We start from the raw sequence: 26174 nt of genomic DNA, 5'->3' as shown, positions 1-26174 counted from the left end.
TGTTATAATGTTTTTTACAGAGGTGATTAATTGAATGAAAAAATTAGGTATAAGTTTTTTAGCTTTTTGTTCAGTATTTGCTATGAGTCTATTTCCAATAGATGTTCATGCGACTGATTTTGAAGGACAGGAAGATAAATATATTAAAATTTGTTCTTCAAATCTAACAAATTCTAATAAAAAAGTATGTCAGGAATTTAACAAATATTTAAAAGAAAAAAATCAAGATTTAAAAGAAGAGATTCAAGATACAAAAGATGATTTAAGTGAAACTAATGATAACATTGAAGAAGTATCTAAAAAGATCGAAACTTTAAATTCTCAAATAGATGAAAAAAACAAAGAAATTGATTATATGTTAAAATCAATCGAAAAAATAAAGAAAGACATTGCAAAGAAAGAAGAACAAATGAGAGAACGTTTATATGTTATGCAAACAACATATAACTCTAACTGGGTTTTAGATTTCTTATTTGGTTCTGAAGATTTCTCAACTTTCTTCTCACGTATAGGAAGTGTTAATGATATTACAGCTTATGAAAAAGAGTTAGTAGAAGAACTCACACAACAAAAGCAAAATCTTGACACACAACAAAAGTCTCTAGAAACAGCTAAAGAAAACTTAGAATCACAGAAAAAATCACAGGAAGCTTTACAAGAAAAATACATAGAACTGAAAACTGCACAACAAGAAAAAATTAAAGATAGTCAACAAGAATCTAAAGAAGTTTCCTCTGCACAAAAGAAAATTGATGCAGCTTTATCTGAATTGATTTCTCGTGCTCCTAGTGGTGGTGGCGGTGGTGGATCATATGTTCCAGGTGATTCAGCCGTAGGAAATGCCATTGCTCAAAAAGCTCTAACAAGACTGGGTTGTCGTTATTGGTGGGGTGCAAATGGTCCTAATTATTTCGATTGTTCTGGTTTAGTTTATTGGGCTTATAACCAAGCTGGCGTAAGTCTTGGTCGTACAACTGCAGCAGGATATGCTGGTAGTGGAAAAGCTATTTCTCGATCAGAATTACAACCTGGTGATGTCATTACATTTAGTTATGGTAGTGGTGTTGCTCATATTGGTATCTATATTGGTGGTGGAAGTTTTGTTCATGCTTCTGGAGAAGGTTCTGGAACTGTTGGACAATATCCTGATCAATGTGTTAAAACTGCCCCATTATCTGGATACTGGGAAAGATATGTTTATAATTATAGAAGATTATATTAATAGCAAAATAAATATCCAATAGTCTACAAACAGGGTAATGAAAATCATTTTTTGATCATCATTACCCTTTTTCATTTCATTGATAATACATATATTCTTCACCATCGTGATAAATCTTCTATAATAAGTATAGAGATTTTAAAATTATATTGTAAAAAGTAGATATGGGGTGACACTATGAAACAATTATTGAATAATACAGGTGTTAAAATTTTTTTAGGTATAATACTCAGCATCATTTTAGGTAAAGAAATTGTTTATAGTTTTATATCAAACATGAATGGTACTGACTATATTCTTAAACAAATTTTAGCTATGCAGATTACAATCATTATCTTAATCATTACTTTTGGTTTTATTATATTAAAGAACATAAATAAATAGAAGTCATTTATAAAAAACAAAGAGAATCAATTTTGAAGATACTATTATTTTTTTATCAAAATTCAAATTAAAGAAAAGAAGCTGAACATATCAATTTTTAAAAAGATATTTTGTCACAGCTTCTTTTTTATTCCAATAAATTGCATATAGCAATTTATGCTTTTAGTTTTAATTTATTCATTATAACGATTAATAGTGTTCCTATGATCAGTGAAATCATTAAACTAGAGATAAAATAAATTGGATTATTAATGAGGAATATTGTCCATATACCACCATGTGGGAAAGCTTGACCACATTGAAAATACATTGATAATGCGCCAGCTATGCTTGATGCTATAATACATGGATATTTAACAGCGCTTTTATATTTTTTCATATATGGAATAGCTACTTCACTGACAAAACACAATCCATTTAATAAACAAGACCATTTCTTTTGTTTATCTTCTTGATCAAAAACTTTTGTTGTTAACATTGTTAACCATATGATCAATGGTGGCATCATACCAGCTAACATAACTGCTGACATCATATCATATCTACCTGTAAAGATACCGATAATACCTATTGTGTAAGCAATCTTATTAATTGGACCACCTAAATCAATGGACATCATCATACCTAAGATTGCACCAATAATAACAATTACAATACTATCTAGATTTTGATTCAATAAACTGACATAATCAATAAAATATGGGGCTAACATATAAATGAGAAAACTTAATATTGTTGTTCCTATAATAGGTACAAATAAATTTGGAGTTAAACTTTGTAAATCCTTTGGTAAATATGAAAACAAATGTGATAAGCCTAATGCTAGATATCCACCTATGAATCCTACTAAAATCCCTTCTATAATATTACCCTGCACATTAATCAAAAAGATGGATGAAATCAAAGAAACAACAAATCCCTGTTTTCCTGCTATACTATCACCAATAAAAGCACTGGTTATTGGAATTGCAATATTAATAGCAAGTGATGCAATATAATACATGATAGTTAAATATTCCTGATCAACATCCATATTCTGTAAGTACGGAATAAGACTCATTAATATACCTGAAATCATTAAGATAGGTATAATCTGTGATATACCATTCATGAGATGTTGATATATTTTTCTAGTTCCCTTCTCATTACTTTCTTTATATAATTCTTTGCCATGATAAATTTCTGCTTTTTGCTGTAATGCGTTTTTTAATAATTCTTCAGTATGATCAATCGCTTTTGTCACAGGAACTTGAATAACATATTTATTTTGAAATCTTTCCATCTCCACTTTCTTATCTGCCGCTACAATAACACATTTTGCATTTTCTATATCTTCTTTTGTTAATTTATGTTGAATACCACTTGCTCCATTTGTTTCAACCTTTATGGATATATTCATTTCTTTTGCTTTCTCTATTAATGCTTTTTCTGCCATATAAGTATGTGCTATTCCTGTAGGACATGCAGTTACAGCTACTAGATCAATATTATTTTGAACAACATTGTGATCTTTCATTGTATCCATATTTTGAAATAATAAATGAATAAACTCTTGTTCATCTTGACTATTAATCAATTGCTTAACAATATCTTCTTCCATTAACATTTGACATAGTTGAGCTAATATCTGTAAATGCTGTGATCCACCATCTTTAGGTACAGCAATCATAAAAAAGAGAGAGACTGGTTTTTGATCCAATGCTTCATAATCTATACCATTTTTGTTAACCATTGCTACTAAAGAAGGATAACAAACTGTTTCACTTTGAGCATGAGGTATTGCTATCAAATTGCCCACTCCTGTTGATGATATCTTTTCCCTCTCTAAGATAGCTTTTTCAAAAACGAACTTATCTTTGATATGTCCACATTGAAAGTGTTTTTCTACCATTTCATGAATCGCTTCATTTTTATCTTTTGCGTTTGAATTAAGAATAATACTATCTTCTTTTAATAAATCTTTAATATTCATATTCGACCTCATTAATTGTTTTTAATAAAAGTTCAACTTCATCAGCAGTCGCTAAGTTTTTTGAAAATGCACTTGCACTTCCTGTTGCTACTCCCATTTTAAAAGCTTGTAGATAATCTTGAGTTTTGACATATCCTGCAATGAATCCTGCAACCATTGAATCTCCAGCACCTACTGAATTGACAACTTGACCTTTAGGTGCATCACAAAAATAGACTTTTCCATTTTCACATACAAAGAGTGCTCCATCTCCTGCCATTGAAATCAATACATTTTTTGCACCTATTTCTTGAAGCTTTTTAGCATATTTAACAATGTCTTTTTGATTAAAAAGTTTCACGTGAAACATTTCTTCTAATTCATGATTATTAGGTTTAATTAAAAATGGTTTATATTCTAATACATTCATTAATAAATTTCCTGTTGCATCAACAACAACTTTTATTCCTAAATGATTAATCTCTTTCATGATATGAGCATAAATATCATCAGATATACATTTTGGTATACTTCCTGATAAAACAAGTATATCCCCTTTGTTTAATTTTTTTATTTTTTCAATAAGCTTTGTTAAATCAGTTTCATTAATCATTGGTCCATTTCCATTAACCTCTGATTCTTCATGACTTTTCATTTTAAAATTAATACGTGAATAACCATTTTGAACATCAATAAAATCTGTATGTATACCATTTTCTTCTAAATGACTTTGAATATAGGAACCTGTAAATCCTGCAATAAAACCTAATGCCTGACTTTCAATTCCTAAATTATTTAAAACGATTGAAACATTAATTCCCTTTCCACCAGTTAAAATATATTCATTTGCTGTTCTATTGACTTTCCCTAGTTGAAAATCATCTACTTCAACAATATAATCAATTGATGGGTTAAATGTTATTGTATAAATCATATTTATTCCTCCTTTTTTATATGTTTATTATACATAAAATATAAAAAAAAGAATATATTTCTATATTCATTTTTTATGATATTCATTATATATAATATTTTTGGATAAACCTCTTTCTTTTGCTACTGCTTTAATAGCATCCTTAGTAGTTAAACCATTTTCGATATACTCTTCAACATGTTCTTCAATACTCTGATCAAAAGTTTTTATATCTTCTACATTTTCTTCTTGATTACCTTCTACAACAATGACCATTTCACCTTTCATATCATCTATAACAGATAATATGTCTTCAATTGTTCCTCGATTAATTTCTTCATGCTTCTTAGTTAATTCTCTACATAATGCAATTGAACGATTTCCTAAAATCTCTAACATCAATTTTAGTGTCTTTTTAATACGATGTGGTGCTTCATAAAAAACAATTGTTTCTCTATAATTTTTAAGTTTTTCTAACTCCTTCTTCTTATTCTTATCATTCCTATCTAAGAAACCATAAAACATAAATGGCTGAGGAGCAATACCTGAAACAACTAATGCATCTAAACATGCATTAGCACCTGAAACAGGTACAACATTAAATCCTTCACGAATAACCTCTTTAACAAGTTCATAACCTGGATCGCTAATTGCAGGATATCCAGCATCACTAACCAAAGCAATATTCAAACCACTCTTTAAATCATTAATAATTTTAGGTATTTCAATCATTAAATTATGTTCATGATGAGAAACAAGTTTTGTTGAAATGTCAAAGTGGTTTAATAATTTAATGGTATTGCGTGTATCCTCTGCAGCAATATAATCGACTTCTTTTAAAGTTTGTATAGCACGATAAGTCATTTCATTCAAATTACCAATAGGTGTCGCTACAATATATAGTGTAGGTAATGAATTTTCAAAACTTTTTTGTCTATTCATTGATATCTTCTCCAAACATTTTTCTTATTTCATTCGTATAACTACCATCATCATTATGAGCATATAATGGTGATTCAATTTTCAATCCTTTATTTCCTTTATACATACCTTCAATTAAAAAGATATGAGAATCCTTTCCAATTTTAGGATAAACAAAGCGAATACGTTTAGGTTCAATATCATATTTTTGCATGATATTAATAATTTCAATCATACGATCAGGACGATGAACCATTGCAAAACGTCCTTTATTATCCAAAATTCTTGCTGCTGATTGAATAATTTCATCTAAATTTATTTTAATTTCATGACGAGCTATTTTAAGGAACTCATTATCATTAAGATTACTTCTTTCATCAACCCTAAAGAATGGCGGATTACATACAACCAATTTTACTTTAGAAGCATTCTTTACATAATCCTTAATATCTGAATGTATAATTTTAATCTGATTCTCTAAATGATTTAATTGAACATTCTTCAAAGCCAAATCTACAGCTTCTTTTTGTATTTCAATCCCTTTTATTTTCTTGTCAGTTCTTAAACTCAACAAAAGAGGAATGGCAGCATTATTCGTTCCAAAATCAATAATTTCATCTAAATCTTTATTAATTGTACAAAAGTGAGCTAATAAAACAGTATCCAAAGAAAAGTTAAACATATCTTTTCTTTGGATAATCTGCATATTTTCATAAGCCAATAAATAATTAACGACTTCTTGGTTCATGTTTATGCTCTCTAGGTGGTAATATTTGAATTTCATCTAATGATACAAATGAAATATTACCATCATGTTCAATTTTGACTAAATCACTTATTACATTTAAACCAGTCACTTTTACAATTTTATTATCGTATTTTACTTTTGAACCAATTTTAGGAAATCTTTGTTTTTCCTTTGTATATGTATCATCTTCATATTTAAGACAACAAAGCAATCTTCCACATGCTCCTGATATCTTATCAATATTGATTGCAAGCATCTGATTTTTTGCCATATTAATAGAAACACCATCAAATTCTCCTAAAAATGATGAACAGCAAAGTGGTAAACCACATGATCCAAGTCCACCCACAATCTTAGATTTATCACGAGGTCCAATTTGTCTTAATTCAATACGACATTTAAAAACACTTGCCAACTCTTTCAACAATTCTCTAAAATCTACACGTGTTTCAGAAGTATACATAAATATAACTTTTGAAGCATCAAGTGTATATTCACAACTTACTAAATGCATGTCCAAATCATACTCTTTGACAATCTCTTTACATATTTCTAAAGACTTTTCAGCCTTTGCTTGATTATAAGCAAATAGTTCCAAATCTGCACGATTTGCAACTCTTTTAATTTTTTTCAGTTCAGTATCAAGATTAAATTCAGAAATATGTTTTAAATCTGATACCAACTCTCCTAATTCCAACCCTCTTATTGTTTCTACAACGACTTTATCACCTTTATAAAGATCTAAATCAGTTGAAAAATAATAAGATTTTCCAACATTATTAAAACGAATAAGAGCTAATCTTTCTTCCATAAGTTCTCCTTTCTATATTCTAAACATCATACTATCCATTAACAACATAACATTGGCATTTGTACTCAATAAATATTCTGTATTTAAAATCAAATCAATTTTATTAATAATATTTTCATCACTATCATTTATTCTTTTATATAGACTTAAAAAAGATGGATAAGTGAGATTCATAGAATGTTTCACGTGAAACAAATCTCTTAATGCTAAAACAAGCATATTCAAAAATAATTGAATGTTCTCTTTTTCTTTAAAATCTTTTAATAAATGAGTCTGAACATTAATAATTAAATTATCTCTGTGAAAATAAAGATCATCAAGAAAATGATAAACTTCAAGCTTTAGTTTTTCAAACATATCAGATTCAATATATTTTTGACATTCATCATAGCTTGTAAACAATTCAGATAAAATATTGATATCATCTTCCAAGATGTCATCTCCCTTTAACTCTTCTTTCAGTAATTTTTGAGAAACAGGTAATAATTGAATAACTTGACATCTTGATTGAATCGTAGGTAAAACACGATTTAAGTTTTGACAAGTAAAAATAGCATAAACACCTGAAGTTGGTTCTTCAAGCATTTTTAATAAACTATTCATTGCTTCAATAGTTGAATTTTCAATATTTTCCATTAAATATATTTTTGACTTTCCTTCTAAAGCAGATTTAGAAAATTGTTCTTGAATATATTCAATATGTGGTTTCTTAATTGTTTCTTCAAGTCCATTACAATAAATAAAATCCCCATAATTATGTTCATCAATACGTCTACATTCATTGCAATGATCACATGCGAGAACATCATTTTCACAAATCAAACTTTTCGCAATAAAATGAGCTGGTTGTCGAGCATTCTTCCCTACTAATAAAAAAGCATGTGGAATTTTATTGTTTTTAAAACTTTTTGAAATAATCTGATATAAAATAGGTTGTTGTTGTTTTAAGATTTCTTTATAACTCATAGAATTTCTTGAATTCTTGATAAGACTTGATTAAAAACTTGATTTACATCTAGTGAAGCATCTATTTTTACAATACGTTCAGGAAATTTATCACATAAAGTTAAATAACCTTGATAAACTTTTCGATGAAAATCAATATTCTCTAAATCCAACCTATTTACTTCTCTATCCTTATTTGCATATACACGTTGGAGTCCATCTTCCGGTAAAATATCAAAGAAGATTGTACGCTTTGGTAAAATGTTTTCAGTCGCAAATAAATTCATCTGATAAACTTCGTCAATACCAATCCCTCTGGCAATACCTTGATAAACCATTGAACTATCAACATAGCGATCACAAATCACAATATATCCTTTTTCTAATGCTGGAATAACCTTTTCAACTAGATGCTGTCTACGACTTGCTGCATAGAGTAAAGCTTCTGTTTTTCTATCCATATTTGTATATTTTACATCATGTATAATATCACGAATTTTTTCAGCAATTTCAACACCACCAGGTTCTCTTGTTAAAACAACATGATACCCTTCTTTTGTAAGCGCTTCTTTAATCATTGAGGCAATAGTTGTCTTTCCACTACCTTCTCCACCTTCAAAAGAAATAAAAACGCCTGACATATTAACACCTCATTTCTTTCTCTATTATATAAAAAATTAATCCAAAGATAAAGTTTTATTTCTTGACAATTAAAGGACAACTTTTAAAACAATGCAAAGTATAAAGCCAAAAATATCAAATATAGAAATAATAAGAATATTAAATATATTGAGTGATAAAGTTAAATGAGTTATTGAGGAAAAAGCATTAAATATAAAAATTGAAATAGTTGCCATAAGCAATCTCATAAAAATGCGTGTTACTTTCAACAAAAAAATCACCTCATTTTAATATATGAGATGATTAGATTTTTTTTCTTCCTTCTAATGATTTTAATAAAGTCAATTCGTCAGCATAATCTAAATTACTTCCTATTGGTAATCCATTAGCTATTCTAGAAGCTGGAATATTCTCTTTTGAAAGAAGTTTAGCTAAAAATAAAGCTGTTGTTTCACCTTCACGTGTAGGATTTGTAGCAATAATAACTTCTTTAATATTGTCATTGAAACGTTCAAACAAAGAATGAATATTTAAATCATCAATTGTTTTACCATCCATAATGGATATAGTTCCATGTAATACATGATATAATCCATGATATTCTTTCAATTTTTCCATTGCAAAAACATCTTTAGGTGATTCTACCACACAAATAGTTGTCTGATCCCTTGTTGGATCCTGACATATATCACAAATTTCTCCTTCGCAAATATGTCCACACTTCTTACAATAATGAATTCGTTTTTTCAAATTTAATAAGGCATCTGAGAATCTTTCAACTTGTTGTAAATCCATTGAAAGAACATGATAAACAAGTCGTTCAGCTCCTTTTGTTCCAATACCTGGTAACATTTTAAAACATTCAACCAGTTCTTCAAAACTTTGTGGATATTCCATTATAGAAATGCTGATACATCAACACCATTTGTAACTTGATTTAATGTATCTTCCCTTTCTTTAGAAACTTTAGCTATTGTTTGATTAATAGTTGCCATTAATAAAGCTTCCATATTGTCCTGATCTTCTTGCATTAAAGAAGGTGCAATATGTAATTCAATAATAGAAAGATTCCCTTTCATCTTTCCAACAATCAAATCATCCTGACTATTGAATTCAAATTCTCTTTCATCAAATTCCTTCTTTGCTTTATTGACTTTACGTTGCATTTGTTGCGCTTGTTGTAATAAATTTCCAAAATTCATATTAATCCTCCTTAAATTCTACAATATCTTCTCCAAATAATTGAATCGCAAATTCTTGTGCTTCAGTCATATCAACATGATCTAAATCATGACTATCTATATGCTTTAATGTTAATTCATGAGGTTGAGGTAATTGACCTTTTCTCTTTAATTCAATAAAATGGCTACGCATTTTCAACCACTCATCCTGCTGAATAGCTATAAAACGATACTCACTTCCTAAAACTTCGCTAAGAAAAGCACTTAACTGTTTATAATTCTTATAATAATTAACAGCATTAACAGATGGCTGATATTCAAAAGAAATAATAAGTCCACCTTCACATGCAGCTACTGCTGTTCCATCACATAACATACTTGCACTTTTAGCCATGTTCAGATTAGCTAAATATCTTTTAATAATTGGCCATCTTTCTTGAATACTTTCCAATATTGTTCTTTTGGCTTGAACAAGGATATTCATAATATCAGCTTCATCTACTTGAATTTCATCATCAACAGTTGGCTCAATATCCTGCTTCTGTTCAAATTCAAAAGTAGGAATATCATCATTTTCATGACTTTCTAAAGATGAATCATCAATGCTTTCATCAATAATCTCTTCTTGAACAGGTTCTTCTTCTATCATATCATGATGATCTTCTTCAACATCATGATGGTCCTCTATAATCACATCACTTTGTTTAAGTTGTTGAATAGGCTGTTCAGGTACTTTTACAGTTTCCATATGAATAACTTTTTCATCTTTTATTTGATTACACATTTTTAAAATAGCTAATTCAAAATAAACGGAAGGATTGATTACTTTCGCATATTTTTCACTGGCATCCATTAAAATATCAATAAAATCTAATGCTTCTTCACAACCCATATACGGTACAATTAAATCTAAGTAATATTTAGATAAAACAAATAAAATAGATTCATCATGTGTATTACGATAAATAACAACATCTTTTAAAATATCAACTAAATCTAATGTTAATCTTTTAATATCTGTTCCATTCATTTTCATATCATCTAATAATGATAAAGCTTTTTTCATATCTTTAGAAAGAATTGTTTTTATAAAATCAATCTTATTTTCTAAAGAAACAATTCCATATATCTGATTCACATCTTTTACAGTTAAATGTTGATCATTATAAGCAAGACATTGTTCTAAAATAGACAATGCATCACGCATTCCACCATCAGCCAGTTTTGCAATCAATTCCAATGCCTCATCATCACATTCATAATGTTCCTCATTAATAATATCTTTCATACGATGAACAATATCTTGAATGCTTAATTTAGTGAAATCAAATCTTTGGCATCGAGAAATAATTGTCGGTAATATTTTGTGTGGTTCTGTTGTTGCAAAAATAAATATAACATGAGTTGGAGGTTCTTCTAATGTTTTTAATAAAGCATTTGAAGCACCTGGTGACATCATATGAAATTCATCAATAATATAAACTTTATATTTTCCTTGTGTTGGTGCGTATTTGACCTTTTCAATAAGATTTCTCACTTCATCAACACCATTATTGCTGGCAGCATCAATTTCAATAACGTCTGGATGCGTACCTAAAGTTATCTGTTGACAATTCTCACATTGATCACATGGTTTAGGAGAACCTGTACAATTAACAGCTTTTGCTAATAATTTAGCAATTGTTGTTTTTCCAGTTCCTCGTGGACCACAGAATAAATAAGCATGAGCAATTTTATTTTCATCAACAGCATGTTTTAAAGTTGTAATAATATGTTCTTGTCCAGCAACATCTTCAAACTTTTGCGGACGATAAACACGATATAATGTCTTATATGCCACCTCTATCAACTCCTTGTCTTGTCACATTATAACATAAAAAAAGATATCTTTCGATATCTAATTATTATCCATGATTAACATTAAAATATCAATAAAGATATTAACAAAATCCAAATACAGTTCAAAAGCACAAAACAATATTAATCCTTCTTGGTATTCTTCTGACGATTGTTCATACATTGTCGAAATCATTTTGAAATCATATAAAGTAATACCTGTAAAAATTAATAAATCTAAAAAAACAATAATATAATAAAGCATTGGTGCCTGAATAAACAATAAAATGATATAACCAATAATCATGACTGGTAATACTGATATACAGACTTTAGCGATATTTGAAAAACTTGAAGTCGTATATTTTGTAATGGTATATAACAAACCAAAATAAGCACATGTTAAAGCAAATGCTAAAGCTGTTATATAAATAGAAACTGATGCTAATATAAATGAAAAAATAACACCATTAACAATTGAATATAAGATAAAAAATCTTTTAACTGATGAAAATGATAATTCATCTATAGGTTTGTCTATCTTTTTATTTAATATCCATACAAATGCGATTTCAATAATAACTGAAATTATCAAAACTGGAAAATAAAAAGGTATTAAAGCATAGATAATCCCTGAAAAAATCACTAATATGGAAGTTATAGCCGTTATGCCTACGCCAAAGAAAACCCATTTGATAACTTCAGACAAGAATTTTTCATAATTCATTTGTTTCGTTAACATCTTTTGATCCATATATCTCACCTCTAAATATAGTATATCATATTGATATGGATAAATGATGAAAGTCTATAAGATAATATCAAAACATATGCTTAAGATAAAAAATCTGCATTAATGATTTCTTTTTCCTTTAAAATATTGGGACAATAATAAACAGCATTGTTTTTCTAAGATTCCTGAAATCACTTGAGGATGATGATTAAACTCATGATTTGCTAAAAAAGTTGATAATCCATGCCATCGTTGTCCTTTAGCAGCAAAAACAACTTTTTCTATACGACTTTGAATAATAGCTCCACTGCACATAATACATGGCTCTAATGTTGAATATAATGTACAGCCATCTAAATGCCAATTGCCTAATTTTTGACAAGCTTCTCTAATTGCAATCATTTCAGCATGTGCCGTTACATCATGGGTAGATTCTTTTTGATTATAAGCCTTTGCGATAATCTCACCCTCTTTAACAATAATAGCTCCAATAGGCACTTCATCAATGTCTCTTGCTAAACAAGCTTGCTGATAAGCTATTTTCATATATTCTTCATCACTCATAATCTCACTCCTTAGAAAAAAGCCACTACACATAAACGGACATTCTTAATGCTGCTACCTTCCGGTCCTGACATGGTTCGAAGCCGCCTATTGTAATGGCAAAATCTATTATAGCATATTTCTTATACAAATCAATAAAAAATTCTATTTCCCAATAAATCCATCTTTTCCTTTATAAAACTTCAACTTTTGATGATAAGTTAAATAATTCGTGTTCTATTGTTAATGTTTTAAATCACTACGATAGTTTTAAAAAGGATACTGTTAGTTCATATTCTTCTCAATATTAAATAACCTTCTAAACACCAAAATTATCTAAATGATGTCTTTATGACTGTCTTGAATATAAATTTGATATGTACGAATATTCAAATAAAATCATTATTTATCTTTATATATAAACTTAAAAATTATACAATAATATATATCACTCAATATAAAGGAGATTTATATGAAAACAATAAAAATCATTTTTTTTGATATTGATGGAACACTTATTGATATGAATAAAAAACAAATATCTCAAAAAATGCTTGAAACATTAAAAAGATTAAAAGAAAATCAAATCAGAATCTGTTTAGCAACTGGTCGAACACCCATGAGTTTACCACATTTTGATGGGATTGAATTTGATGCTTTCTTAACTTTTAATGGTTCTTATTGTTTTACAAAGGATCAAGATATTTCAAACTTCCCTATTCCATCTTATGATGTTCAACAAATTATTCAAAATGCCAAAAAACTACATAGACCATTATCCATTGCTACAAAAAACAGAATTGCCAGCAATGGAAAAGATGATGATTTGGTACAATATTTTGACTTTGCCAAAATGAAAGTAGAAGTTGCTGATGATTTTAATGAAGTCGCTAAAGATGAAGTTTATCAAATAATGGTTGGTTGTAGAGAAAAAGATTATTCAATTCTTATGGACAATGTAGAAAATGCTAAAATTACAGCATGGTGGGATAGAGCAGTTGATATTATTCCTGCTCAAAGTGGTAAAGGTATTGGTATTCAAAAAAATTCTTGACTATTATCAATTAGATGCATCACAGGCTCTCGCTTTTGGTGATGGAAATAATGATATAGAAATGTTACAAACAGTAGGGACAGGTGTTGCAATGGGAAATGCTTCATCACAAGTGAAAGAGATTGCTGATGATATATGCGGTCATGTATGTGATGATGGTATTTATCACTATTGCCTTTTACATCACCTTATATAAGATCTAAGCTGCATCTTTGCAGCTTTTTTTATATCTTTATAAAATAAAAAAATGCCCCGGATTTTTATCCAGGACACCATGTCATTTTTGAATCTTAACCAATTCTTTCTTTTCCACCCATATATGGTCTTAAGACTTCAGGAATAGAAATACTTCCATCTTCATTATAATTGTTTTCAATAAATGCAATTAATGCACGTGTACTTGCTAGAACAGTATTGTTAAGAGTTGCGACATAATATGTTCCTCTTTCACCTTTTGTACGAATACCTAAACGTCTAGCTTGAGCATCTCCTAATGTAGAACAAGATCCGACTTCAAAATATTTCTTCTGTCTAGGTGACCATGCTTCTACGTCACAAGATTTGACTTTTAAATCAGCTAAATCTCCACTACAACACTCTAGTGTTCTTACAGGAATATCTAAACTTCTAAATAATTCAACAGTATATGACCACATTTTATCATACCATTCCATAGCTTCTTCTGGTTTACATAAAACAACCATTTCCTGTTTTTCAAATTGATGTACACGATAAATACCACGTTCTTCAATACCATGAGCACCAACTTCTTTTCTAAAACATGGTGAATATGAAGTTAATGTAATTGGTAATTCTTCTTCATTAACAATCTGATCTTTAAATTTACCAATCATACTATGTTCACTTGTTCCAATTAAATATAAATCTTCACCTTCAATTTTATACATCATAGCATCCATTTCTTCAAATGACATTACACCAGTCACAACATCACTTCTAATCATAAATGGAGGAATACAATAAGTAAATCCTTTATCAATCATAAAATCTCTGGCATAAGATAACATTGCTGAAGAAAGTCTAGCAATATCACCCATCAAATAATAGAAACCATTACCACTTGTTCTTCCACTTGCTTCTTTATCTAAACCATTTAATTTTGTAATAATATCAGCATGATATGGAATTTCATAATCAGGAACAACAGGATCTCCATATTTTTGAATTTCAACGTTTTCACTGTCATCTTTTCCAATAGGTACACTATCATCAATAAAGTTAGGAATTTTCATCATCACTTCTTTTAATTTTGGACCTAATTCAACTTCTTTTGCTTCTAATTCTTTTAAAGTATCTGCCATTTCACTGACTTTTCTTTTATTTTCTTCAGCTAAATCTTTTTTCCCTTCACGCATAAATTGTCCAATTTCTTTAGATAATGAATTACGCATAGCTCGAAGTTCACTTGCTTTTGTCAGAGCTTCACGATATTCTTTATCTAATTCAAAAGCTTCATCAACTAAATGTAAACGATCATGCTGAAATTTCTTTCGCATATTTTCTTTTACAGCTTCTGGATTTTCTCTTAGTATAGCAATATCAATCATTTTTCATTTCTCCTTTTTCAATAAAATAAAAAGCACCTTTCACAAGGGACGAATTTATCGTGGTGCCACCCTATTTCTTATCAAAATGATAACTTTTATGAGATAACGGTTCAACCGGAAGTGATTAGCTTCTCTTATTGGTAGATTTCAATGTTTCCTCATACTGATTTACACCAACCATCAGCTCTCTATCATGATTTCACATTTACTTATCCAATGCAACGATTTGATATACTGATTATAGCATAAGACTTGATAATTTCAATAATTATTTAATCAAAGAATACATTATCATGTCATGAAACTCACCATTTTTAAAGCCGTTCTTACGTAAAATACCTTCTCGTTCAAAACCACATTTTTCTAAGACTCTTTGTGAGGCTGGGTTATAATCAAAAGGAGCCGCAAAAATTCTCTCTATATCACTATGTTCAAAAACATATTGACATGTCTGTTTCACAGCTTCACTCATAATACCTTTTCCCCAATAAGAATATCCTAAATAATATCCTAATTCTGCACTTCTACGATAAATATCATCTTGTCTTAAAACAGAAATACTGCCAACAACTTGTCCTTCATACTCAATCGCAAAAGCAAAGATTTCATTTTCATCAGCAGATAACATAGCATCTATATAATCATAGGCATCCTGTAAATGATATGGGTAAGGTATACGATCTGTTAAATTATTTAAAACTCTTAAATCATTAATAGATTGTTGTAAATCTTGAGCATCTTCTCTTTTCCATTTTCTAATCAAACAAGTCATCCTCATAACACCTCTGTTTCTTATAAAAAATTATATCATTTTTAATAATTACAAACAAATGAATCAGTATATTGACAATTAAAAATACATAAACTATAATAAAAATGTAAAAGGAGCAACCAATAAACGGTTATGCCTTGGATTTTGTGAAGTAAGAATAACTACCTCAACTTTTCCAGAGACAGAGGTAGTTATTTTTTTATGCTCTTATCAATAATAATAAGAAGCATTTTCACAATCAAACTTATTAATGTCACAAGGAATGTCAGCATTCCTAATACTATCGTGATCATTTCATAAGATGTCATGTCAATCACCTCCGTCATTCATATTTCCATCAAATTGATGGATATCTATGTTAACGAAGGATTACGTACCTTCGATCAAGACGACCAAGGCATAACCACCTACCGCTATTGTTGCTCATATGCATTATATCATTCATAAATATCGTATTCTATAATGTTTAGAAAGAATGATTTTATTTTTGAAATTTACTTTTAGCAAATATCAAAACAAAAAATAAGCTCGATTATGAGCTTACTTAACTGTTATAAATATCTTCGTCTAACATATTTTCTTTTTTGGCAACGATCACTGAAGTTGCTGAATCTCCAACAACATTTAATGATGTCACAAGCATTTCAATTGGTCTATTGATTGCTAAAATTAATGAATAAGCCAATAATGCCCCATCATTTGTATATCCCATACCAGTCAAAATAGTAAATAAGATAACAGCTCCTGCTCCTGGTGCAGCAGGTGTTCCTACTGATGCAATTAAAGCAAGAAATGCAATGACTGCCATAGATGTTAAAGATACATCATAACCAGAACTTGCTGCAATAAAGATAGCTGCAATAACTTGCATGATGGCTGTACCATCCATATTGATTGTCATTCCTAATGGTAAAACAAATGAAGCTATTTCATCACTTACACCCAATTCATGAACTGTTGTTTCTTTATTTAATGGTAATGTTGCTGCACTTGATGATGTTGAAAAACCAAATAAAGCAACTTTTGGTATTTTACGCATAAATGGTTTTGGATTGATTTTTCCCATCACCATTAAATAGATAGGATAAGCTATAAACAGATAAACAAACAAAGCAAATAGAACTGTTAAGACATAAGCTAAAGCAGGTAATAAATAATCAATTCCATAGATTGCAAATGTTCTTGTTAATAAACAAAATATTGCATATGGTGCACATTTTGTAATTATAAATGATAAACAAACTGAAATAATATCACTACATTCAATTAATAATTTCTTTAATGTTTTTGTTTTATCTTTTAATTGATTCATCGCAAGTCCAATCGCTACTGCTAAGAAAACAACTGCTAAAACATTACCATTATTTGTAAATGCATTAATTAAATTATTAGGAATCACTGATACAATGATATTTAATGGATTAGAACCTACAGCTCCTTGTTGAATCACTAAGTTATCAGCATGTACAGCATTAAATGCTCCTAAATGATAAACAATTGAACCAATAATACCAGCCCATATTAAAGCACAAACTGTTGTTATAAGGAATGTTCCTATTGTTTTAGAAGAAATTCTTCCTAATTTCTTTGTATCTGTAATAACACAAATAGCTAAAATAATAGATACAAATACCATTGGAATAATAATTAATTGTAATGCATTTACAAATAATTGACCTACAATATAAAATAAACCAATTGCACTATTAGCGCCTTCAGCAGTAATATCTTGAAATAATACATTATTGATTGTATTCCATAAAGCTTCCTGCCCATTCGTTAATAAATTTTCTCTTAATAAAATACATCCAAACCCTGCAATTAAACCACAAATTAAAGCAATAATCATTTTCTTCGCTAATTTCTTACCACTTTGACTTGAATTCATATATGACCTCCCATTTCTATATCCAAACTTCTAACATTATACTATAATATCGTTATATTTCAACAAAAAATGACAGAACTTTAAGATTCTGCCACTTTTATTTCAATTTTATAATCATCTGAAGATGAATACATTGATTCTACAAATGTTTGTATTGTTTCTTTAGCTTTATTTTGAGCTTCTTCCAATAATCCTTTTTCTTGTGCTTTACTTTCCATGCTCTTCTTTTGATCTATCGCAAATTGATTATAATCAGTAATACTAATCTGATTAAATATATTTTTTGTTTCATCAAAAACTTCAATACTTTCCTGATCAATTTCATGAGATAGGATTTTAGCTTGTGGTATTGTTATATCAATATTTTGACCATGAACATTGACTTCTACTAAACTCATATCAATACCAGCCTTAATTTGACCATCATATGATAAAATGAAACTCTTTGTTGTAAAAGGGACTTTCCAACCATAAAAAGTCGCCTGATTTTCATATTTTCCCATATTGGTATAATTATATTCTACACTTGCTAATTCGCTAATACCTTGAATTTGTTGTGACAATAAATCACTTGTAATGGCTGTTGGTTCTTCACCACTTGGCCATACTTTTCCAACAAAAAAGAAAACAACTGCTATCACAACAATAACAATAATATTTTTTAAAGTTTGACTGATTTGTATTTTTTTCATTCATTTCACCTACTTACAAACATTGTAGAAAAGATCAAGATATTTGTCAAATATTGTTGAAATGATATGAACATATAAAATACACATGATTTTCAAAACTTCATGATAATCTATAAATAAGGAGGTATGATCATGGCTAAATATTCTTGTGAACTTCATGGTTCTTTCAATCATTTCTGTCAGTTTTTAAAAAATGAATTAATAAATTCAAGTTTTTCAGCTTCAATAGAAGATGAACATTATTATGATATACACGATGTTCATGTTGGTATTTTAATATTAGAGAGATATAGTTATACAGGCGGAAACCGATTAAGCTTGTCTATTACTATAACAGAATATCAAAATCATATTCAGGTCACTGCTATAAGTTCCGGTGGAAGTCAAGCTATGTTTTTTAAAATCAACACTTTAGGTGAAGATGCTTTTTTAAATAAATTGAAAGAAGCTATTCAACAATATAAAAAGATTTCTAGATAATAATAGAAAACTTCTCACCGCCATATTTGAATCACTTCGTCAGAATGAGATTTTTTTATCAAAGGCACGTACAAATTGGAATTTGTGACTATTCATATTCTTTTTCAATATCTATAAAATGAATATAGAATCCACAAAGCTCTCCTTTTTCATCATATCCAAAATAGCAAGGGTAATATCCATCTCCCCACCCTGATGCAAAAATAAGGATATTTAAATCAGTGTCAGGAATTATAAAATTAGCCCAGTCTCCCATATCTCTTTGATATTTAGGAAACTTTTTAAAACTTTCTGCTAATAATTCTTCAAAAATATCATCATAAGGATTATCAGCACCTTCTTTCTCAAGTTTATTCCAATAATTTGAATATTCATATTGAGATTTTTTGTCTGCTATACAGCCCATTCCTGCATCTACACAGAAACCATAAAACTCATCTTCCTCAGCCTCTTCCATTTTCTTTTCATTTCCTGTTATAGCTAGTTCGTAAACCACTGGCTTATTTTTATTAAATTCAACTTTTACACAAGCATATCTATTTCCATAATCTTTACTTAGTACTACAGCTATTTTTACAGAAAATTTTCCGATAGGAGTTTTTTGAAGATATGTTTTTGCTTCTCCAAGTTCTACCAATGGATCACAAGCTATAATTTTCCCAGTAGGTAAATTAACTTCTCCAATATCTAAAATATCAACTTCCATTTTCCCTATTTTCTTTTCAGTGAAATAGCTTTCTAAATCTATCTTACATCTAAATTTTTCTTTGTTTTTCTCATATATTTCCTGCCATTCACTATTTCTTTTTTCTTTTACAGGTTCACTTTTCTTTTTAAACTTGTCGAATAACCCCATATTCAACGCTCCCTTCAACTTTATATTATTTATCACTATCTTCATTAAAAATTATATCATTAAAAATTTAGTAGTCATAATTTTTCAGACATTGAAGAAAAATATTTTTAGAAATTGATATATTATCCTATAAGTTGTCATATAATGCTCTTTCATTTGTTGTAATTTCATTGTAAATTTTTAGCTATTATATTCCAAAAAGTCCATTAAATACAGTAACTATGAGATATTCTACATTAAACATATCTTTTTGTATTCATAAAAGAATAGTATGTCCTACAACATACTATTCTTCTTCATTATCTTCAGTTTCTTCTTCAGATTTATCAACAACTTCTACACTTGAAACAATTGATCCTTCAGCAACTTTAATCAATCTAACACCTTGAGTATTTCTTCCAGCAAGTTTCACTTGTTCCATTGGAAGTCTAATCATAATACCTTCACTTGTCATAATTAATAAATCTTCATCACCATTAACAGCTCTTAAAGCTACCAATTGTCCTGTCTTTTCAGTCGTATTAATGGTTTTCACACCTTTACCACCACGATGTGATTCACGGTAATCTTCTATTGGAGACATCTTACCATAACCATTTTCACTAATAGCCATAATATATTGTCCTTCTCCGTTTGTTGTCATACCCACAACATGACTACCATCTACATTAATACCTCTGACACCTGATGCTGTTCTACCCATTGGTCTGACATCATTTTCATTAAATCTAATTAATTTTCCATTAGATGCTGCAACGAGAATTTCTTCATTTTCTTTTGTTAATTTTACAGCAACCAACTGATCTTCATCTTTTAAATTAATCGCAATCTTACCAGACTGTCTAATATTTTTAAATTCTTCAATAGAAGTTTTCTTAACTAAACCATTTAATGTCACAAAGAATAGATATAGATTCTTATCTTCATCAATATCATCTTTATCAATAGAAATCATAGATTTAACACTTTCATCTTTATCTAGATTTAATAAATTAACAACAGGTAATCCTTTAGCAGTTCTACCAAATTCAGGAATATTATATCCTTTTAAACGATAGACTTTACCAAAGTTTGTAAAGAATAATAAATCATCATGAGTACTCATATGAATAAGAGCATCCACAATATCATCCTCATTGGTTCCCATACCTTTGATACCTCTACCACCTCTATTTTGTGTTTTATAAGTATCAACAGGCATACGTTTGACATATCCATTAGAAGTTAAAGAAATAATAACATCTTCGACTGGAATTAAATCTTCATCTTCTAAATCAAATGTTCCTTGGATAATTTCAGTTCTTCTCTTATCAGCAAATTTAGCTTTAATTTCTAATAATTCTTTTTCAATAATTTCTAATATTCTTTCTCTTTTTGCAAGAATATCTTTTAAATCAGCAATCAATTCTAATAATTGATTTAATTCATTTTCAATCTTTTCTCTTTCCAAACCAGCTAATCTTTGAAGCTGCATTTCTCTGATTGCTTTTGCTTGTCGATCAGACATATTAAATTCATCCATCAATCTCTGTTGAATAATTTCTGTTGTTCGTGATGAACGAATGAGTTCAATAATAGCATCAATCTGATCTAATGCTCTTTTTAAACCATCTAAAATATGAGCACGATCTTCAGCTTTCTTTAAATCATAAGCTGTTCTTCTTCTAATCACTTCTTCTTGATGATCAAGATAGTAAGTAATCATTTGTTTTAGATTTAAAGTTTGAGGTTGGTTATTCACTAAGGCAATAGAATTGACACCAAATGTTGTCTGTAAAGCTGTTAATTTAAATAACTGATTTAAAATGACTTCTGGTTGAACATCTTTACGAAGTTCAATCATAATACGAATACCTTCACGGTTAGATTCATCACGTATTTCTGTAATACCTTCAATACGTTTTTCTTTAACATGTTCAGCCATTTTTTCAATTAAACGAGCTTTATTGACCATATATGGTATTTCAGTAACAACAATAGCTTTTTTACCACCATGAATATCAATAATATCCGTTTTCGCTCTCATGACAATTAAGCCATTACCAGTTTCATAAGCTTTTTTAATCGCTGATTTACCTAAGATATAAGCTCCTGTTGGAAAATCAGGTCCCTGAATATAATTTTCCATTAATTCTAGAATCGTAATATCAGGATTATGAGAAACAGCCAATATGGCATCAATGACTTCACCTAAATTATGAGGTGGAATATTTGTAGCCATACCAACCGCAATTCCTGTTGTCCCATTGACTAATAAGTTAGGGAAACGTGATGGCATAACTTCTGGTTCTGATTCTTCACCATCATAGTTAGGAATAAAATTGACTGTATCTTTATTAATATCTCTCACCATTTCCATAGAAATCTTAGACATTCTGGCTTCAGTATAACGTTGTGCCGCAGCGCCATCACCATCAATAGAACCAAAGTTTCCATGACCGTCTACTAACATATAACGATAACTGAAATCCTGTGCCATACGAACTAAAGCTTCATAGATTGAAGAGTCACCATGAGGATGGTATTTCCCCATAACTTCCCCAACAATACGCGCTGATTTCTTATATGGTTTATCACTATAACATCCAAGTTCATTCATTCCATGCACAATTCTTCTTTGAACAGGCTTTAATCCATCTCTCACATCTGGTAAAGCTCTTTGAACAATAACTGACATGGCATAATTGATAAAGGATTGTTTCATTTCTTTTGTTAATGATCTTTTCTTAATTCCACGTTCTTCCATTTTTTCTCTCCTTTACTATAAGTCTAATTCTGCCATTTGTGCATTTTCTTGAATAAATTCACGTCTTGGTTCAACTTTTTCACCCATCAACATATCAAACATAGCATCAGCCTGCATCGCATCATCTAAATCAATTTGCCATAAAACACGATGTTCTGGGTTCATTGTTGTATCCCATAACTGTTCAGCATTCATTTCTCCTAAACCTTTATAACGCTGAATAGAAATTTTGGCATTTTCACCAAGTTCTTCTTTTTTCTTTTCCAATTCATAATCAGAATATAAATAATATTCTTCTTTTCCATGTTTCAATAAATATAATGGTGGCTGTGCAGCATACACATATCCTTCTTCAATTAATGGCTTTAAGAAACGATATAAGAATGTCAACATCAAAATACGAATATGTCCACCATCAACATCGGCATCGGTCATAATGACAATTTTATGATATCTTAATTTACTAATATCAAATTCTTCACCAATACCTGTTCCAAAAGCTGTAATCATTGAACGAATTTCAGCATTCCCTAAAATTCTATCTAATCTTGATTTTTCAACATTTAAAATCTTACCACGTAATGGCAAAATGGCCTGAGTTCTACGATCTCTACCCATTTTGGCACTACCACCGGCAGAATCCCCTTCGACAATGAATACTTCACATTCACTAGGATCCTTAGATGAGCAGTCAGCTAATTTACCTGGCAAGGCAATACTATCTAAAGCTGTTTTTCTTCTTGTCATTTCTCTGGCACGTTTAGCTGCCATTCTGGCACGACTTGCGACAATAGCTTTATTAATAATAATTTGTGCAGTATTTGGATTTTCTAATAAAAATTTATCTAACGCTGTTGAAATGATATTACTTGCGATTTTTCTCACTTCAGCATTTCCTAATTTTGTTTTTGTCTGTCCTTCATATTGAGGATCAGGATGTTTCACTGAAATAATCGCTGTTAAACCTTCACGGCAATCATCCCCACTTAAAGATTCTTCATCTTTTTTCAGGAAATTATTATTTTTGGCATAATTATTAATGACTCTTGTTAAAGCAAGACGGAAACCTTCTTCATGAGTTCCTCCTTCATGTGTATTAATATTATTACAGAAAGAGTAGATATTTGGCTGATATCCATCATTATATTGCATACCAACTTCAACTTTAATATCATCTATTTCATCTTCTACATAAATAATTTCTTCATGAATAGGTGTCTTATTACGATTCAAATAAGCAACATATTCTTTAATACCACCTTCATAGTGATATTCATTTTTCTTATGTGGTGTCTGTCTATGATCTTCTAAAATTAATTTCAATCCTTTATTTAAGAAAGCCAATTCACGGATTCTCTGATTTAATGTTTCATAATCATATACAGTTGTTTCTTCAAAAATCAAAGGATCAGCTTTAAAAGTAACTGTTGTTCCAGTATCATCACAATCACCAATAATCTTTAAATCTTCAACAGGTTGTCCACCTTTTTCAAATCTTTGATAATAAATATGACCATCTCTATGTACATAAACTTCTAACCATTCACTCAATGCATTAACAACGCTGGCACCAACACCGTGTAGACCACCAGAAACTTTGTAGCCTCCACCACCAAATTTACCACCAGCATGTAAAACAGTTAAAATTGTTTCAACTGTACTCTTACCAGTTTTCGCATGAACACCTGTTGGCATACCACGTCCATTATCAATAACCTTGACAACATCGCCTTCTTCTAAAATCACTTTAATTTCACTACAAAATCCAGCTAAAGCTTCATCAATAGAGTTATCAACAATTTCCCATACCAAATGATGTAAACCTCTAGAAGACGTTGAACCAATATACATACCTGGTCTTTTTCTAACAGCTTCTAATCCTTCTAAGACTTGAATATCAGATTCATTATAACTGTGTTGAACTTTATTTTCTTCCATAGCTTTCTCCTTTCACATTTCCATTTTCAATGACGATTTTCTTTGCTTTATCTATAACCTGATGATGAATACCATCAATATTTGTTGAAGTTAAAAAAGTCTGAACCTTTCCTTCAATTAAATTCAATAACTTCGTCTTTCTTGTATCATCTAATTCACTTAAAACATCATCTAACAACAAAACAGGATATTCTCCGATTTCTTTTTTAATCAATTCTAATAAAGCGATTTTGATTGCTAAAACAATAGATCTTTGTTGCCCTTGTGAAGCATAAGTTATAGCATCCTGTTGATTTAAACACATCACCAGATCATCTTTATGAATACCATGTGTTGTCTGTTTAAAAGCAATATCTTTTTGATAATTCTTTCGATAATCTTCTAAAATACCTTCATAACTCATATCTTTATAATGTGTTTTATATTGAATTGATAATACTTCCTGATGTAAAGCAATATAATCATACATTTTCGTAGATATCTCATTTAATAATTCAACAAATTCAATTCTTTTCTTTAATAATTGAACTTGTAATCGTGCCATCTGTTCAGATAAAACCTCTAAGTAATCATCAGCTTTTAAATGTTTTTCATTTAATAATTTCAAATATTTATTTCTTTCTTTTAATAATCTTTGATATTTATTAAAATCATACATATATATAGGTGATATTTTAGATAACTCCATATCAATCAATTTTCTTCTTAATTTTGGACTCCCTTTTATTAACATTAAATCCTCAGGAATAAATAAAACAACATTTAAATAACCAACATAATCACTTGTTTTTTTAATTTCATTATGATTAATCAAAGCTTTCTTTCCTAACTTTGATAAAACAATCTCTAAATTTAATGTCTTTTGATTATTAATAACCTGTCCTTGAATTTTCGCAAAGTCCTGATCAAAATAAATCATTTCATCTATGACTTTTGTCTTAAAACTTTTAGACATTGATAAAATATATATAGCTTCTAATAAGTTTGTTTTTCCTTGAGCATTTTGACCAATTAAAATATTAATAAAAGGATCAAATTTTACTGAACAATCAATATAATTTCTAAAATTCTTTAATTGAATACTATGAATCTTCATTAATGATTAGATATTCTTGTCCATCAAAAGAAACAATATCCTGATGATAGAGCTTTTTCCCACGTCTTGTTTCTACTTCACCATTGACAAGAACCAGTCCATCACTAATGACTAATTTAGCTTCAGCTCCACTACTTACAGCATCAGCTAATTTAAGTAATTGTCCTAAAGTAATATACTCACTATGAATTGTAACTTCTTTCATATATTTATCACCCATACTTTCATAACCTGAACTATTATATCACAAAAACATCAAAAATGATAGTTTTTAT

Annotated in this window: 27 protein-coding genes, 1 other RNA gene and 1 other annotated feature; of the genes, 5 read left to right on the top strand and 23 right to left on the bottom strand. The window is 29.3% G+C overall.

The window, feature by feature from the left end:
• Positions 1-34 precede the first annotated feature (34 nt).
• The gene (locus ACESR5_RS08170; RefSeq protein WP_087245764.1) at positions 35-1222 is read left to right on the top strand and encodes a C40 family peptidase; all 1188 of its coding nucleotides are present in this window, start codon (positions 35-37) and stop codon (positions 1220-1222) included.
• Positions 1223-1399: 177 nt separating this feature from the next.
• Positions 1400-1606: a hypothetical protein gene (locus ACESR5_RS08165; RefSeq protein WP_087304683.1), complete on the top strand. Its 207-nt coding sequence runs from the start codon at positions 1400-1402 to the stop codon at positions 1604-1606.
• A 154-nt stretch (positions 1607-1760) separates the two neighbouring features.
• Here ACESR5_RS08165 and ACESR5_RS08160 read toward each other — a convergent pair whose 3' ends face one another.
• The 14 genes from ACESR5_RS08160 to ffs all read right to left on the bottom strand — a co-directional run bounded on the left by ACESR5_RS08160 (position 1761) and on the right by ffs (position 12933).
• Positions 1761-3578: a fructose-specific PTS transporter subunit EIIC gene (locus ACESR5_RS08160; RefSeq protein WP_373155036.1), complete on the bottom strand. Its 1818-nt coding sequence runs from the start codon at positions 3576-3578 to the stop codon at positions 1761-1763.
• On the bottom strand, positions 3568-4491 hold the full coding sequence (gene pfkB / locus ACESR5_RS08155) for a 1-phosphofructokinase (protein ID WP_373155035.1): 924 nt from the start codon (positions 4489-4491) through the stop codon (positions 3568-3570). The genes ACESR5_RS08160 and pfkB overlap by 11 nt, the downstream gene beginning before the upstream one ends.
• A 66-nt stretch (positions 4492-4557) precedes the next feature.
• Entirely contained in the window at positions 4558-5412 is an 855-nt protein-coding gene (rsmI, locus tag ACESR5_RS08150) for a 16S rRNA (cytidine(1402)-2'-O)-methyltransferase (protein ID WP_373155033.1), read from the bottom strand.
• Positions 5405-6139, bottom strand: coding sequence for a tRNA1(Val) (adenine(37)-N6)-methyltransferase (locus tag ACESR5_RS08145; RefSeq protein WP_373155031.1), 735 nt, complete (start codon positions 6137-6139; stop codon positions 5405-5407). The genes rsmI and ACESR5_RS08145 overlap by 8 nt, the downstream gene beginning before the upstream one ends.
• Positions 6120-6950, bottom strand: a complete 831-nt coding sequence (locus ACESR5_RS08140; protein ID WP_129737647.1) for a stage 0 sporulation family protein — start codon at positions 6948-6950, stop codon at positions 6120-6122. The genes ACESR5_RS08145 and ACESR5_RS08140 overlap by 20 nt, the downstream gene beginning before the upstream one ends.
• A gap of 12 nt (positions 6951-6962) precedes the next feature.
• Positions 6963-7916, bottom strand: a complete 954-nt coding sequence (locus ACESR5_RS08135; protein ID WP_373155030.1) for a hypothetical protein — start codon at positions 7914-7916, stop codon at positions 6963-6965.
• The gene (gene tmk, locus ACESR5_RS08130) at positions 7913-8536 is read right to left on the bottom strand and encodes a dTMP kinase (RefSeq protein ID WP_087245064.1); all 624 of its coding nucleotides are present in this window, start codon (positions 8534-8536) and stop codon (positions 7913-7915) included. The genes ACESR5_RS08135 and tmk overlap by 4 nt, the downstream gene beginning before the upstream one ends.
• A gap of 69 nt (positions 8537-8605) precedes the next feature.
• Positions 8606-8797: a pro-sigmaK processing inhibitor BofA family protein gene (locus tag ACESR5_RS08125; RefSeq protein WP_255376342.1), complete on the bottom strand. Its 192-nt coding sequence runs from the start codon at positions 8795-8797 to the stop codon at positions 8606-8608.
• A 22-nt stretch (positions 8798-8819) separates the two neighbouring features.
• Positions 8820-9413, bottom strand: a complete 594-nt coding sequence (gene recR, locus ACESR5_RS08120) for a recombination mediator RecR (RefSeq protein ID WP_087297263.1) — start codon at positions 9411-9413, stop codon at positions 8820-8822.
• Entirely contained in the window at positions 9413-9718 is a 306-nt protein-coding gene (locus ACESR5_RS08115) for a YbaB/EbfC family nucleoid-associated protein (RefSeq protein WP_087245067.1), read from the bottom strand. The genes recR and ACESR5_RS08115 overlap by 1 nt, the downstream gene beginning before the upstream one ends.
• A 1-nt stretch (position 9719) precedes the next feature.
• Positions 9720-11537, bottom strand: a complete 1818-nt coding sequence (gene dnaX, locus ACESR5_RS08110) for a DNA polymerase III subunit gamma/tau (protein WP_373155027.1) — start codon at positions 11535-11537, stop codon at positions 9720-9722.
• A 57-nt stretch (positions 11538-11594) separates the two neighbouring features.
• Positions 11595-12287, bottom strand: a complete 693-nt coding sequence (locus ACESR5_RS08105; protein ID WP_087245069.1) for a Bax inhibitor-1 family protein — start codon at positions 12285-12287, stop codon at positions 11595-11597.
• A 99-nt stretch (positions 12288-12386) separates the two neighbouring features.
• Positions 12387-12830, bottom strand: a complete 444-nt coding sequence (locus tag ACESR5_RS08100; protein WP_373155026.1) for a nucleoside deaminase — start codon at positions 12828-12830, stop codon at positions 12387-12389.
• Positions 12831-12845: 15 nt separating this feature from the next.
• An RNA gene (ffs, locus tag ACESR5_RS08095) (signal recognition particle sRNA small type) lies at positions 12846-12933 on the bottom strand.
• Between the two features lie 348 nt (positions 12934-13281).
• On the opposite strand from ffs, the gene ACESR5_RS08090 reads away from it, so the two are divergent.
• Complete coding sequence (locus tag ACESR5_RS08090; RefSeq protein WP_373155025.1) at positions 13282-13863, top strand: HAD-IIB family hydrolase; 582 nt, start codon at positions 13282-13284, stop codon at positions 13861-13863.
• The gene (locus tag ACESR5_RS08085) at positions 13841-14059 is read left to right on the top strand and encodes an HAD family hydrolase (RefSeq protein WP_373155023.1); all 219 of its coding nucleotides are present in this window, start codon (positions 13841-13843) and stop codon (positions 14057-14059) included. The genes ACESR5_RS08090 and ACESR5_RS08085 overlap by 23 nt, the downstream gene beginning before the upstream one ends.
• A gap of 94 nt (positions 14060-14153) precedes the next feature.
• Here ACESR5_RS08085 and serS read toward each other — a convergent pair whose 3' ends face one another.
• The 4 genes from serS to ACESR5_RS08065 form a co-directional block, all read right to left on the bottom strand.
• Positions 14154-15431: a serine--tRNA ligase gene (gene serS, locus ACESR5_RS08080; RefSeq protein WP_373155021.1), complete on the bottom strand. Its 1278-nt coding sequence runs from the start codon at positions 15429-15431 to the stop codon at positions 14154-14156.
• 41 nt (positions 15432-15472) lie between these two features.
• Positions 15473-15662, bottom strand: a binding site (T-box leader).
• A gap of 37 nt (positions 15663-15699) precedes the next feature.
• Positions 15700-16203 carry a GNAT family N-acetyltransferase gene (locus ACESR5_RS08075; RefSeq protein WP_373155019.1) on the bottom strand — a complete coding sequence of 168 codons (504 nt, stop codon included), beginning with the start codon at positions 16201-16203 and terminating at the stop codon, positions 15700-15702.
• 544 nt (positions 16204-16747) lie between these two features.
• Positions 16748-18091 carry a dicarboxylate/amino acid:cation symporter gene (locus tag ACESR5_RS08070; RefSeq protein ID WP_373155017.1) on the bottom strand — a complete coding sequence of 448 codons (1344 nt, stop codon included), beginning with the start codon at positions 18089-18091 and terminating at the stop codon, positions 16748-16750.
• 80 nt (positions 18092-18171) lie between these two features.
• The gene (locus ACESR5_RS08065) at positions 18172-18783 is read right to left on the bottom strand and encodes a DUF4230 domain-containing protein (RefSeq protein WP_129739478.1); all 612 of its coding nucleotides are present in this window, start codon (positions 18781-18783) and stop codon (positions 18172-18174) included.
• 132 nt (positions 18784-18915) lie between these two features.
• Here ACESR5_RS08065 and ACESR5_RS08060 point away from each other — a divergent pair, with 132 nt between their 5' ends.
• On the top strand, positions 18916-19263 hold the full coding sequence (locus ACESR5_RS08060) for a DUF6054 family protein (RefSeq protein WP_129739480.1): 348 nt from the start codon (positions 18916-18918) through the stop codon (positions 19261-19263).
• An 88-nt stretch (positions 19264-19351) separates the two neighbouring features.
• On the opposite strand, the gene ACESR5_RS08055 is transcribed toward ACESR5_RS08060, so the two are convergent.
• The 5 genes from ACESR5_RS08055 to yaaA all read right to left on the bottom strand — a co-directional run bounded on the left by ACESR5_RS08055 (position 19352) and on the right by yaaA (position 26104).
• Positions 19352-20119 (bottom strand): DUF4241 domain-containing protein, encoded by a 768-nt coding sequence (locus tag ACESR5_RS08055; RefSeq protein WP_373155015.1) that lies wholly within the window; start codon positions 20117-20119, stop codon positions 19352-19354.
• 286 nt (positions 20120-20405) lie between these two features.
• Complete coding sequence (gyrA, locus tag ACESR5_RS08050; RefSeq protein ID WP_289527491.1) at positions 20406-22865, bottom strand: DNA gyrase subunit A; 2460 nt, start codon at positions 22863-22865, stop codon at positions 20406-20408.
• A 15-nt stretch (positions 22866-22880) separates the two neighbouring features.
• Positions 22881-24803, bottom strand: coding sequence for a DNA topoisomerase (ATP-hydrolyzing) subunit B (gyrB, locus tag ACESR5_RS08045; protein ID WP_087304829.1), 1923 nt, complete (start codon positions 24801-24803; stop codon positions 22881-22883).
• A complete protein-coding gene (recF, locus tag ACESR5_RS08040; protein WP_087245080.1) occupies positions 24790-25899 on the bottom strand; it encodes a DNA replication/repair protein RecF in 1110 nt (369 codons plus the stop codon). Before recF ends, gyrB begins: the two co-directional genes overlap by 14 nt.
• A complete protein-coding gene (gene yaaA, locus ACESR5_RS08035) occupies positions 25886-26104 on the bottom strand; it encodes a S4 domain-containing protein YaaA (protein WP_087245096.1) in 219 nt (72 codons plus the stop codon). The genes recF and yaaA overlap by 14 nt, the downstream gene beginning before the upstream one ends.
• Positions 26105-26174: the final 70 nt, after the last annotated feature.

This window comes from Clostridium sp. AUH-JLR23, from assembly GCF_964238065.1.
Taxonomy (GTDB): Bacteria; Bacillota_I; Bacilli_A; order Erysipelotrichales; family Coprobacillaceae; genus Allocoprobacillus; species Allocoprobacillus merdigallinarum.
The sequence above is the reverse complement of the archived record's forward strand: the minus strand, read 5'-3'. Positions and strand labels throughout refer to the sequence as shown.

Coding starts and splice junctions, on each gene's coding strand:
- ACESR5_RS08170 (WP_087245764.1), top strand. CDS start 35: ATGAAAAAATTAGGTATAAGTTTTTTAGCTTTTTGTTCAGTATTTGCT.
- ACESR5_RS08165 (WP_087304683.1), top strand. CDS start 1,400: ATGAAACAATTATTGAATAATACAGGTGTTAAAATTTTTTTAGGTATA.
- ACESR5_RS08160 (WP_373155036.1), bottom strand. CDS start 3,578: ATGAATATTAAAGATTTATTAAAAGAAGATAGTATTATTCTTAATTCA.
- pfkB (WP_373155035.1), bottom strand. CDS start 4,491: ATGATTTATACAATAACATTTAACCCATCAATTGATTATATTGTTGAA.
- rsmI (WP_373155033.1), bottom strand. CDS start 5,412: ATGAATAGACAAAAAAGTTTTGAAAATTCATTACCTACACTATATATT.
- ACESR5_RS08145 (WP_373155031.1), bottom strand. CDS start 6,139: ATGAACCAAGAAGTCGTTAATTATTTATTGGCTTATGAAAATATGCAG.
- ACESR5_RS08140 (WP_129737647.1), bottom strand. CDS start 6,950: ATGGAAGAAAGATTAGCTCTTATTCGTTTTAATAATGTTGGAAAATCT.
- ACESR5_RS08135 (WP_373155030.1), bottom strand. CDS start 7,916: ATGAGTTATAAAGAAATCTTAAAACAACAACAACCTATTTTATATCAG.
- tmk (WP_087245064.1), bottom strand. CDS start 8,536: ATGTCAGGCGTTTTTATTTCTTTTGAAGGTGGAGAAGGTAGTGGAAAG.
- recR (WP_087297263.1), bottom strand. CDS start 9,413: ATGGAATATCCACAAAGTTTTGAAGAACTGGTTGAATGTTTTAAAATG.
- ACESR5_RS08115 (WP_087245067.1), bottom strand. CDS start 9,718: ATGAATTTTGGAAATTTATTACAACAAGCGCAACAAATGCAACGTAAA.
- ACESR5_RS08105 (WP_087245069.1), bottom strand. CDS start 12,287: ATGGATCAAAAGATGTTAACGAAACAAATGAATTATGAAAAATTCTTG.
- ACESR5_RS08100 (WP_373155026.1), bottom strand. CDS start 12,830: ATGAGTGATGAAGAATATATGAAAATAGCTTATCAGCAAGCTTGTTTA.
- ACESR5_RS08090 (WP_373155025.1), top strand. CDS start 13,282: ATGAAAACAATAAAAATCATTTTTTTTGATATTGATGGAACACTTATT.
- serS (WP_373155021.1), bottom strand. CDS start 15,431: ATGATTGATATTGCTATACTAAGAGAAAATCCAGAAGCTGTAAAAGAA.
- ACESR5_RS08075 (WP_373155019.1), bottom strand. CDS start 16,203: ATGACTTGTTTGATTAGAAAATGGAAAAGAGAAGATGCTCAAGATTTA.
- ACESR5_RS08070 (WP_373155017.1), bottom strand. CDS start 18,091: ATGAATTCAAGTCAAAGTGGTAAGAAATTAGCGAAGAAAATGATTATT.
- ACESR5_RS08065 (WP_129739478.1), bottom strand. CDS start 18,783: ATGAAAAAAATACAAATCAGTCAAACTTTAAAAAATATTATTGTTATT.
- ACESR5_RS08060 (WP_129739480.1), top strand. CDS start 18,916: ATGGCTAAATATTCTTGTGAACTTCATGGTTCTTTCAATCATTTCTGT.
- ACESR5_RS08055 (WP_373155015.1), bottom strand. CDS start 20,119: ATGGGGTTATTCGACAAGTTTAAAAAGAAAAGTGAACCTGTAAAAGAA.
- gyrA (WP_289527491.1), bottom strand. CDS start 22,865: ATGGAAGAACGTGGAATTAAGAAAAGATCATTAACAAAAGAAATGAAA.
- gyrB (WP_087304829.1), bottom strand. CDS start 24,803: ATGGAAGAAAATAAAGTTCAACACAGTTATAATGAATCTGATATTCAA.
- recF (WP_087245080.1), bottom strand. CDS start 25,899: ATGAAGATTCATAGTATTCAATTAAAGAATTTTAGAAATTATATTGAT.
- yaaA (WP_087245096.1), bottom strand. CDS start 26,104: ATGAAAGAAGTTACAATTCATAGTGAGTATATTACTTTAGGACAATTA.